Below are 8,838 nucleotides of genomic sequence, written 5' to 3'. Positions count from 1 at the left end.
GATCTGCGCCGCGCGCATAGCCCCAGGCGACGGCGACCGCATCACCGGCGTCACGACGACGCGCGGCGAAATCCGCGCCAAAAAGGTAGCGGTGGCGGTGGCCGGCAGCACTGGGCGGGTCATGCGGCTTGCCGGCATCGAGACAATGCCGATCGAGAGCCACGTGCTGCAGGCCTTCGTCACGGAATCGCTAAAACCGTTCATCGATACGGTCCTGACCTTCGGCATGGGCCATTTCTATATGTCGCAATCGGACAAGGGCGGCCTTGTCTACGGCGGCGATCTCGACGGCTACAACAGCTACGCCCAACGCGGCAGCCTGCCGATCGTCGATGAGGTGATGAGCGAGATGCTGGCGCTGTTCCCTGGGCTGGCCCGTGTCCGGATGCTGCGCTCATGGGGCGGCGTCTGCGACATGTCGATGGACGGCTCGCCAATCATCACCACCGGTCCGCTGCCGGGCATGTATCTCAATTGCGGCTGGTGCTATGGCGGCTTCAAGGCGACGCCGGCTTCCGGCTGGTGCTTTGCCTGGACCATTGCCAAGGACGAGCCGCACGATCTCAACGCGGCCTTCACGCTCGACCGCTTCTACCGTGGCCTGGTGATCGACGACAAGGGCCAGGGCGCCACGCCCCGGCTGCATTAGGTTAGAGATCCATGCTCATCACCTGCCCCTATTGCGGCCCGCGCGACGTGATCGAATTCACCTATCAGGGGGACGGCAACCGCCAGCGCCCACAGCCCGCCTCACAAAACCTCGACGCCTGGAACGCCTATGTCTACGACCGGCTGAACCCGGCCGGCGACCACAACGAGATCTGGCAGCATTCCGGCGGCTGCCGCGCCCATCTCAGGGTGGTGCGCAACACGCTGACGCACGAGATCTCCAGCACCGCATTCGCGCGCGGCGACCACAACTCGGTTGCGCGGCACCGGGCCGAGGACAAGCCATGAGCCCGCGCCGTAGCGAGGCCGGCGGCCGCATCGACCGGCTGCGGACCATCCGTTTCACCTTCGACGGCGCCCCCTATACCGGCCACGCCGGCGAAACGCTGGCTTCGGCGCTGCTGGCCAACGGCGTCACCCTGTTCGGGCGTTCGTTCAAATATCACCGCCCCCGCGGCGTGCTGACCGCTGGGGTCGAGGAGCCGAACGCGCTGGTGACCGTGTTGAGGGGCGAGGTTCGCGAGCCGAACATTCCCGCCACCATGGTCGAGATCTATGACGGGCTGACCGCAATCAGCCAGAACCGCTTCCCCTCGCTTGCCTGGGACGTCAGTGCCGTGAACCAGCTCGGCGGCAAGTTTTTGTCGGCCGGCTTCTATTACAAGACCTTCATGGGACCGGTGATCGGTCCGCTGAAGGGCACGCGCTTCTGGATGTTCTGTGAGCATTTCATCCGCCGTGCCGCCGGCCTGGGCAAGGCAGGCACGGCTCCCGATACGGCGCGCTACGAACGCATGAACGCGTTTTGCGATGTGCTGGTAGTCGGCTCCGGCCCGGCCGGGCTGATGGCCGCCAGGGCGGCTGCCGATCAGGGTGCACGCGTCATCCTGGCCGAGCTCGAGCCGCATTTCGGCGGCTCGGCCAATTGGTCGGGCGAGACGATCGATGGCATGCCGGCCGCCGAGTGGGCGGCACGCGCCGCTGGCCAGCTCGAAGGCCGTGACAATGTCCGCCTGCTGCCGCGCACCACGGTCTGGGGCTATTATGACGGCAACACGCTTGCCGCGATCGAACGCGTCACCGACCATAAGGAAACGCCGGGCAAAGGCGAGCCGCGCCATCGCTACTGGACCATCCGCGCCAAATCGGTGGTGCTAGCCACCGGCTCCCTGGAGCGTCCCTTGGTCTTTCCTGGCAATGATCGGCCAGGCGTGATGCTGGCGCATGCGGCCGAGCGCTATGCCAATGAATATGGCGTGCTGCCCGGCGACAGGATCGGGCTGTTCACCAACAATGACAGCGCCTATCGCGCAGCACTGGCGTTGAAGAAGGCCGGCGCCGTGGTCGTCGCCATCGTCGACGTGCGCCCTGAGCTTTCGAGCGAAATGCGCAAGCTGGCCGGCGAAGCGGAGGCCGAGATCCTTTCTGGCCACGCGGTGATCGCCACCGAGGGTGGCAAGGCGCTTTCCGGCTTCAAGGTGCAGCGCTTCGACATGGTCAACGGCGCGCTTTCCGGCGATGCGCGCAGCATCCATGCCGATTGCCTGCTGATGTCGGGCGGCTGGTCGCCGACCATCCATCTGGCCAGCCAGGCCGGAGCCAAAGCCGAATGGAACGAAGCGTTACAAGTGTTCCTGCCGCCCAAGCCGACGACACGGCAATGGATCGGCGCCGGCGCCTTCACCGGCAGTTTCTCCACCGCCGAGGCGATCGCCGAAGGCCGCGCCGCCGGCCTGTCCGCCGCGGGCGCAACCGCCACGCCGGCGGCCTTGCCTGCCATCGACGCAAGACCTGGCGATCCCGATCCGGCGCCGGTGTTCGAGATCAAGGCCGAAGGAAAGAGCTTCGTCGACTTCCAGCATGACGTGACAGCGGATGACGTGCGGCTGGCGCATCGCGAAGGCTTCGTCTCGGTCGAGCATCTGAAGCGCTACACCACGCTCGGCATGGCGACCGACCAGGGCAAGAGCTCCAACATACCCGGCCTGGCCATCATGGCCGAGGCGCTGGGCAAGCCGATCCCGCAGGTCGGCACGACGCGCTTTCGCCCGCCCTTTTCGGCGGTATCGATCGGCTCGCTTGCCGCCGAACGCTTCGGCGATCTGAAGCCCGAGCGGCTGACGCCGATGCATGACTGGCACGTCGCCAACGGCGCCACCATGTATTCGGCCGGCCTCTGGTACCGGCCGATGATCTACGGCCATCCCGGCGAGACGATCGAGCAGGCCTATGTGCGCGAGGCGAGAGCCACGCGCGAGAGCGCCGGCATCGTCGATGTCTCGACACTGGGCAAGATCGCCGTGCAGGGCCCCGACGCGGCGGAATTCCTCGACCGCGTCTACACCAACATGTTTTCGACGCTGGCCGTCGGCAAGGCGCGTTATGGGTTGATGCTGCGCGAGGACGGCCTCGCCTTCGACGACGGCACCACGTGGCGCCTCGGCGAGCAGGATTTCCTGATGACCACCACCACGGCCAATGCCGGCAAGGTGATGCAGCATCTGGAGTATTTCCTCGACGTGATCTGGCCGGAGCTGAAGGTCCACGTCACCTCGGTCACTGACCAATGGGCCGGTGCTGCCATCGGCGGGCCGAAGGCAAGGCAGATATTGGCTGCTTGCGTCAGCGGCACCGCCGTCGACAATGCCGCCCTGCCCTTCATGGGCATCGTCCACGGCGAGATTGCCGGCGCGCCGGTGATGATCTGCCGGCTGTCCTTCTCCGGCGAAATGGCCTTCGAGGTCTATTCCGGCGCCGGTTACGGCACCCATGTCTGGGAGGCGCTGATCGAAGCCGGCAAGCCGTTCGGGCTGGTGACCTACGGGCTGGAGGCGCTGGGCACCATGCGCATTGAGAAAGGCCACGTCACCGGTGCCGAGATTGACGGTCGCACCACGGCACGCGATCTGCATCTCGACTGGATGCTGTCGAAGAAGAAGCCGTTCATCGGCTCGGCGATGATGGACCGCGAGGGGCTGATCGCACCCGACCGCCTGGAACTCGTCGGTATTGTCGCGCTCGACAACCAGCCGCTCAATGGCGGCGCACACATCGTCGAGGAGCTTGACGAAGCCAATCCGCACGGCTCGCTCGGCCACATCACCGCTTGCTGCTATTCGCCGGCGCTTGGCAAATATATCGCACTTGCCCTGGTCAAGGGCGGCAAGGCGCGGCGCGGCTCGCGAGCCTATGTTTCCGACCCGTTGCGCAACCGGTTCGGGCCGGTCGAGATCGTCTCCAACCATTTCTTCGATCCGGACGGGAGCCGCATGCATGGTTGAGCGCCAATCACCGCTTGAGCCGGTGCTGCATCCAGGCTCGCATGGCAATTTCGAGCACGGTGTCGAAATCATCCTCTCCGAAACCAGGCCGGGGTCGATCCTGCAGCTCGCCGCCTGGCCCGGCGAGGAGAAGACGTTGATGGCCGGCATCCATGCGGTCACCGGCCTGGCTTTGCCCGACGGTGCCGGCGGCGGTGTCACGGACGGCGTCAGGTCGGTGTTTGGCTTTGCGCCGGGAAAGTTCACTGTGGTCGATGAAGCCGAGGGATTGGCGTCGACCTTTGCCAGTGTCGTCACTTCGGCCATCGGTACGGTGACCGACCTTTCGCACGGCCGCACCGCGATCCGTATCGCCGGGCCGAAGGCCGAGTGGGTGCTGGCAAAATTCTTCGCCATCGACTTCGCGCTGCCGGCGTTCCCGATCGGCGCCGGCCGCTCGACCATGCATCACGACGTCTTCGCGCAGATCCAGCGCACCGGCGCCGATCAGTTCGACATTTATGTGTTCCGCTCGTTCGCACGCTCGTTCTGGAAAGCGCTCTGCCACGCCAGCGAGGAAGTCGGCTTCGAAGTGCAGTAGCTGGACGGCGCGTCGTCACCTTACTCGGCGAATGTCACCCACTCTTCTAGCGGCGCGCGGTCAGTGCGGAAGGCATTTTCGGGCTTGGACGTGTCCTCATGGCCGAGCGCCATGCCGCAGACGACGATCTCCTCGTCGGGGATGTTGAGCACCGGCCTGATCTGCCGGTGATAGGGCGCGAAGGCGGCCTGCGGGCAGGTGTGCAGGCCCCTGCCCCGCGCCGCGACCATGATGTTCTGCAGGAACATGCCGTAGTCGATCCACGACCCCTTGTTCAGCCGCCGGTCGACGGTGAAGATCATGCCGACCGGCGCATCGAAGAAGACAAAGTTGCGGTCATGCTGCGCGCGCATCCTGTCGACCTCGCGCCGGCCGATGCCGAGCACGCCGTAAAGGCCGAAGCCGTTGGCCCGCCGTCGCGTCAGATAGGGTTCGAAGAACTGGTCGGGATAGTAGCGGTACTCGTCCCACTCGGCCTTTTCGGCGCGGATGCCCGAACTGATGATGGCGTCGGTGATGCGCTGCTTGACCTCGCCTTTGGTCACATAGAGCTTCCACGGCTGCATGTTGGTGCCTGAGGGCGCGCGCGCGGCAACGGCGAGAATATCGCGGATGGTGTCGTCGTCGACCATGTCGGGCAAGAAGGCGCGTACCGACCGGCGCGAGGTGATCGCGTCATCGACGATCGCCGCCGCAATCCGGGAGTTGTTTTCCAGCATGGGCTGTCCCTTTGCGCATAATCCTGGAACCCGGCTATCCGGAAAGGATCGTGCGCCGACTAGAAGTGATGGAGCATCCTTGCGAGTTTCTATGAACGCTCGACGCCCTATCCGCCTCGACCGGACGCCCCACTCGCCGCTCGTGCGCCGAGCCTTTGCCTGAACCGTCAAAATGGCGCAAGTAAATCTTGTGGGTGCATGAAAATCATCTTGATTTTTTCACAAACCTGCGGTCACATGAAATTTGGCCAGAATTTTTCATCGAGATTCTTCATTTTTCACAAAGCGATTCATCAAAGGGAGTGGCTTTGCCCTCGATCGCCGCAAGACCGGAACAAGATAACAGCGAACGGCTGCTGGCCGGCGACATTCGTGCGCTGCGCAAGGCGCGCGGCCTGACGCTTGCCGAAATCGGGCTGAAGCTCGGCCGTTCCGTCGGCTGGGTCAGCCAGGTCGAGCGCGGCCTGTCGATCCCCTCGCTCGGCGATCTCAGGGCCTTCGCCGAATTGTTCGGCGTGCCGGTCAGCCTGTTCTTCAGCCATGACGTGCCTGTCGAGACCGAACGCGGCGTGGTCGTGCGCGCCGGCAATCGGCGCACGCTTGGCACAAGCGATTCCGGCCTGGTGGAGGAGCTTCTGTCGCCGGATCTCGGCGGTAGCTTCGAGATGCTGCGTTCGGTCTTCGCCCCCGGTGCCGAGCTGAAGAGCGAGGCGCGCCGGCCGACCGAGGAAGCCGGTTACGTAGCGTCCGGCAGCTTCGACATCGAAATTGCCGGCATCTGGCACCGGCTTGGAGAAGGCGACTCCTTCCGCTTCGACGGCAAGCCGTTCCGCTGGCGCAATCCTGGAGCGGAACCGGCTGTGGTGATCTGGGTGGTTTCGCCGCCCGTCTATTGATCTGGAGAAGAACATGGCCGGTTTGCCGACCACGGCACGCGTGGTGATCATCGGAGGCGGTGCCGTCGGCGCCTCCTCGCTCTACCATCTCGCCAAGGCGGGCTGGACCGACTGCGTGCTTCTGGAGAAGAACGAGCTGACTTCCGGCTCGACCTGGCATGCCGCCGGCAATGTGCCGACCTTCTCCTCGTCATGGTCGCTGATGAACATGCAGCGCTATTCGACCGAGCTCTATCGCCGGCTGGCCGACGAGGTCGGCTATCCCATGAACTACCACGTCACCGGCTCGCTCAGGCTGGCCCATAGCGCGGAGCGCATGCAGGAATTCCAGCGCGCCAAGGGCATGGGCCGCTACCAGGGCATGGACATCGACGTGGTCGGGCTCGACGAGATCAAGCGCCGTTACCCCTTCATCGAGACGCATGAGCTGAAAGGCGCGCTCTACGATCCGAGTGACGGCGATATCGATCCGGCGCAATTGACCCAGGCGCTCGCTAAAGGTGCCCGCGACATGGGCGCGAAGATCATCCGCTTCTGTCCGGTCACCGGCGTGCGCCGCGACAATGACGAGTGGGTGGTCGAGACGGCGCAAGGCGAGATCCGCTGCGAGATCGTCGTCAACGCGGCCGGCTACCGCGCCGCCGAAGTCGGCAGGATGTTCGGCCGTGAAGTGCCAATGATGGTGATGAGCCATCAATACATCCTGTTCGAGGAAATCCCCGAACTGGCGGCGTGGTCGAAGGAACAGGGCAAGAAGCTGCCGCTGCTGCGCGACGTCGATACCTCCTACTATCTCCGCCAGGAAAAGAACGGCATGAACCTCGGGCCCTATGAGCGCAATTGCCGCGCCCACTGGGTCGGCCACAACGACCCGATGCCCGACGATTTTTCCTTCCAGCTGTTTCCCGACGATCTCGACCGGCTGGAATACTACCTGGCCGATGCTGTCGCCCGCGTGCCGATCCTCGGCACCGCCGGCCTGTCCAAGGTCATCAACGGGCCGATCCCCTATGCGCCGGACGGCAACCCGCTGATCGGCCCGATGCCCGGCGTGCCCAACGCCTTCGAGGCCTGCGTCTTTACCTTCGGCATCGCCCAGGGCGGCGGCGCCGGCAAGGTGCTGGCCGAATGGGTGACCGAGGGCCAGACCGAATGGGACATGTGGTCGTGCGATCCGCGCCGTTTCACCGCCTTTGCCTCGGCCCCGGATTATTGCGTCGCCAAGGGGATGGAGATCTATGGCAACGAATATGCCATCCAGTTCCCGCGCCATGCCTGGCCGGCCGGGCGCGACCGCAAGCTGTCGCCGCTCCACGACCGCATCAAGGCACTCGGCGCCCGGTTCGACGCTTATAATGGCTGGGAACGCGCCACCTGGTATGCGAAGGCAGGCGACGATATCTCCGAAGAATCCACGCTGACCTTCCGCCGCGACGGGCCGTGGCAGCATCGCGTGCGCGAGGAATGCCTCGCCGTCCGCGATGCCGCCGGCATTTTGGACCTGCCGGGGTTTTCCCGTTTCAATCTCGACGGTCCGGGTGCCGCCGAATGGCTGAGCCTCCAGGTGACAGGCCTGGTGCCGAAACCCGGCCGCATCGGCCTCGTCTATTTTGCCGACGACAAGGGCCGCACCGTCACCGAAATGTCGGTGGTCCGCCACGACGAGAACCTGATGACGCTGATCACCGCCGCTGTTGCTCAATGGCATGATTTCGAATGGCTGAAGTCGCGCATCCCGAAGGACGCCACATTCAAGCTGGTCGACAGGACGGAGGAATACTCCACCCAGATCCTCGCCGGCCCCAACTCGCGAAACATCCTCGCCGAACTCTGCGCGGCCGACCTCACCCTGCCCTGGCTGACGCATCAGGAAACCAGTATCGCCGGACGTTGGGCAAAGCTGGTGCGCGTGTCCTTCGCCGGCGAGCTCGGCTGGGAAATCCACAGCAAGGTCGACGATACCGCAGCCATCTTCGATGCCGTCTGGGCGGCAGGCCAAAAGCACGGCCTGAAACCGTTCGGCATGTACGCGCTGGATTCGCTCCGGCTCGAAAAAGGCTACCGTACGTGGAAGGGCGATCTGTCGACCGACTATTCGATCCTGCAGGGCGGGCTGGAGCGCTTCGTCAGATGGGACAAGCCCGACTTCCGCGGCAAGGCGGCGCTGCAGAACGAAAAGCAGCAAGGCATCAAGAAGCGCTTCGTCACGCTGGTCGTCGAAAATCCCGGCGACTGCGACGCCCCCTACATGTCGACGCTTTGGCACGACGGCCGGATCGTCGGCGAGACGACATCCGGCGGCTGGGGTCATCGCATCGACAGGTCGATCGCGCTCGGCATGCTGCGCGCCGACCTCACCGAGCCGGGAACCGCGGTCGAGGTCGAGATCTTCGGCGAACGCTTCAGGGCCGTCGTGCAGAAGGATGAGCCGCTATGGGATCCAAAGAACGAGAGGCTCAGAGCATGAAGAAAGTGATCCTCACCGATGGCGGCATGGGACAGGAGCTGGTCCGCCGCAGCAGTTCCGAGCCGACGCCGCTGTGGTCGGCCAGGGTGCTGATCGACGAACCGGATCTGGTACGCGACCTGCACGCGGAATTCATCCGCGCCGGCGCCCGCGTCATCACCATCAACACTTATTCCGCCACGCCGGAGCGGCTGGCGCGCGAGGGCGCGGAAGAGCTGTTCAAGCC

Annotated in this window: 7 protein-coding genes and 1 pseudogene; 7 read left to right on the top strand and 1 reads right to left on the bottom strand. The window is 64.7% G+C overall.

Annotated features, from left to right (window positions below; genetic code table 11):
- The 4 genes and pseudogenes from E5W70_RS05010 to E5W70_RS04995 all read left to right on the top strand — a co-directional run.
- Positions 1–649, top strand: a pseudogene (locus E5W70_RS05010) (FAD-dependent oxidoreductase); the annotation flags it as partial.
- An 11-nt stretch (positions 650–660) separates the two neighbouring features.
- Positions 661–957, top strand: a complete 297-nt coding sequence (locus E5W70_RS05005; RefSeq protein WP_023676536.1) for a sarcosine oxidase subunit delta — start codon at positions 661–663, stop codon at positions 955–957.
- Positions 954–3,950 (top strand): sarcosine oxidase subunit alpha, encoded by a 2,997-nt coding sequence (locus E5W70_RS05000; protein ID WP_292654691.1) that lies wholly within the window; start codon positions 954–956, stop codon positions 3,948–3,950. Before E5W70_RS05005 ends, E5W70_RS05000 begins: the two co-directional genes overlap by 4 nt.
- Entirely contained in the window at positions 3,943–4,530 is a 588-nt protein-coding gene (locus tag E5W70_RS04995) for a sarcosine oxidase subunit gamma (RefSeq protein ID WP_292654688.1), read from the top strand. The genes E5W70_RS05000 and E5W70_RS04995 overlap by 8 nt, the downstream gene beginning before the upstream one ends.
- Positions 4,531–4,550: 20 nt before the next feature.
- Here the strand turns inward: E5W70_RS04995 and E5W70_RS04990 are convergent, their stop codons facing one another.
- On the bottom strand, positions 4,551–5,249 hold the full coding sequence (locus E5W70_RS04990; RefSeq protein WP_292654686.1) for a nitroreductase: 699 nt from the start codon (positions 5,247–5,249) through the stop codon (positions 4,551–4,553).
- 308 nt (positions 5,250–5,557) lie between these two features.
- Here E5W70_RS04990 and E5W70_RS04985 point away from each other — a divergent pair, with 308 nt between their 5' ends.
- The 3 genes from E5W70_RS04985 to E5W70_RS04975 all read left to right on the top strand — a co-directional run.
- Positions 5,558–6,145, top strand: coding sequence for an XRE family transcriptional regulator (locus E5W70_RS04985; protein ID WP_292654683.1), 588 nt, complete (start codon positions 5,558–5,560; stop codon positions 6,143–6,145).
- Between the two features lie 13 nt (positions 6,146–6,158).
- The gene (locus tag E5W70_RS04980; protein ID WP_292654679.1) at positions 6,159–8,612 is read left to right on the top strand and encodes an FAD-dependent oxidoreductase; all 2,454 of its coding nucleotides are present in this window, start codon (positions 6,159–6,161) and stop codon (positions 8,610–8,612) included.
- Positions 8,609–8,838, top strand: a 230-nt coding sequence (locus E5W70_RS04975) for a homocysteine S-methyltransferase family protein (protein WP_292654676.1), incomplete at its 3' end; no start/stop codon positions are given. The genes E5W70_RS04980 and E5W70_RS04975, both read left to right, overlap by 4 nt.

It is taken from the genome of Mesorhizobium sp. (genome assembly GCF_005063415.1).
GTDB lineage: Bacteria > Pseudomonadota > Alphaproteobacteria > Rhizobiales > Rhizobiaceae > Mesorhizobium.
The sequence above is the reverse complement of the archived record's forward strand: the minus strand, read 5'-3'. Positions and strand labels throughout refer to the sequence as shown.

What these genes read in the sequence shown, in the direction of transcription:
- E5W70_RS05005 (WP_023676536.1), top strand. Translation starts at nt 661, where the DNA reads ATGCTCATCACCTGCCCCTATTGCGGCCCGCGCGACGTGATCGAATTC.
- E5W70_RS05000 (WP_292654691.1), top strand. Translation starts at nt 954, where the DNA reads ATGAGCCCGCGCCGTAGCGAGGCCGGCGGCCGCATCGACCGGCTGCGG.
- E5W70_RS04995 (WP_292654688.1), top strand. Translation starts at nt 3,943, where the DNA reads ATGGTTGAGCGCCAATCACCGCTTGAGCCGGTGCTGCATCCAGGCTCG.
- E5W70_RS04990 (WP_292654686.1), bottom strand. Translation starts at nt 5,249, where the DNA reads ATGCTGGAAAACAACTCCCGGATTGCGGCGGCGATCGTCGATGACGCG.
- E5W70_RS04980 (WP_292654679.1), top strand. Translation starts at nt 6,159, where the DNA reads ATGGCCGGTTTGCCGACCACGGCACGCGTGGTGATCATCGGAGGCGGT.